Source organism: Sphingomonas sp. RB1R13 (assembly GCF_036663775.1).
Classification (GTDB): Bacteria; Pseudomonadota; Alphaproteobacteria; order Sphingomonadales; family Sphingomonadaceae; genus Sphingomicrobium.
Genome location: NZ_JAXOJM010000083.1, coordinates 1 through 1,126, shown reverse-complemented (window position 1 = coordinate 1,126; position 1,126 = coordinate 1). Strand labels below are relative to the sequence as shown.

General features: G+C 67.4%; 2 protein-coding genes. Both read left to right on the top strand.

Annotated elements, in window-relative coordinates; all coding sequences use genetic code 11:
- Nucleotides 1-220, top strand: a 220-nt coding sequence (locus U1700_RS15075; RefSeq protein WP_332753491.1) for a substrate-binding domain-containing protein, incomplete at its 5' end; no start/stop codon positions are given.
- Nucleotides 221-266: 46 nt separating this feature from the next.
- On the top strand, nucleotides 267-1,126 hold an 860-nt coding region (locus U1700_RS15070), incomplete at its 3' end, for a TonB-dependent receptor (RefSeq protein WP_332753490.1).

Below are 1,126 nucleotides of genomic sequence, written 5' to 3'. Positions count from 1 at the left end.
CGGGTTCGACGACATTCCGCTGGCCCGGCTGGTGAGCCCCGCGCTGACCAGCGTCGCGATCGACATCGCGGCGATGGGCGCGCGCGCCGTGACCCATCTTGCCGAGCAGATCGCGGCGAAGCGCGAACCGCCTTCGGAAGGCCGGGTGACCACGGCGGACGAGGTGATCGTGCCGCATCTGATGGTGCGTGAAACAACAAGAGAAACCGACAGGGGATAGGGTTATGAAGAGGAACGCATTCAGGCTGGCGCTCGCGGGCGCGACGATGCTCGCGGGGCTGGGAACCGCGACGATGTGGAGCGCGCCCGCCGCCGCCCAGGCCGGGCAGGCCGCGCTGCGTGGCGTGATCCGCAGCGCACCCGACAATCCCGTGCAGGACGTGACCCTGATCGAGGCCGATACCGGCTTTCGTCGCACCGTCGTCCCCGGCGCGGACGGCAGCTATAACTTCCCGTCGCTGCGGGCGGGGTCGTACCGGCTGGAAATCCGCCTGAAGCTAGGCACGCGCAATTCCGATCAGTTTACCTTGCGCGTCGGGCAGAATGCCGGGCTAGACCTCGACCTGACCACCCCTCCGGCCCCTGCACAGCCCGCGCCGGGCGACACCACCATTGGTGAGGCAGCGCCGCCGCCCGCCGAAGCGCAGCAGGGCGACATCATCGTCACCGGCAGCCGTATCCGCTCGCTGTCTGGCGGGCAGGTCGGCATCAACATCACGCCGCGCCTGATCGAGCAGCTGCCGCAGAACAGCCGCAACTTCCTGGCCTTCGCCGATCTCGCACCCGGCGTGCGCTTTATCGAAAGCTCGGACGGCAGCTCGCGCATCCAGGGCGGGGCGCAAGGGTCGAACTCGGTCAACGTCTTCATCGACGGCGTCAGCCAGAAGGATTACGTGCTGCGCGGCGGCCTGACCGGGCAGGACAGCTCGCCCGGCAACCCGTTCCCGCAGCTCGCGATCGGCGAGTATCAGGTGCTGTCGTCCAACTACAAGGCGGAGCTGGACCAAGTCAGCTCGGTCGCGATCATCGCGGGCACCAAGTCGGGCACCAACGAATTCCATGGCGAGGGCTTTTTCGACTTCACCAACCAGAATCTGCGCGACCGTCGCCCGACCGAAATCTTCCC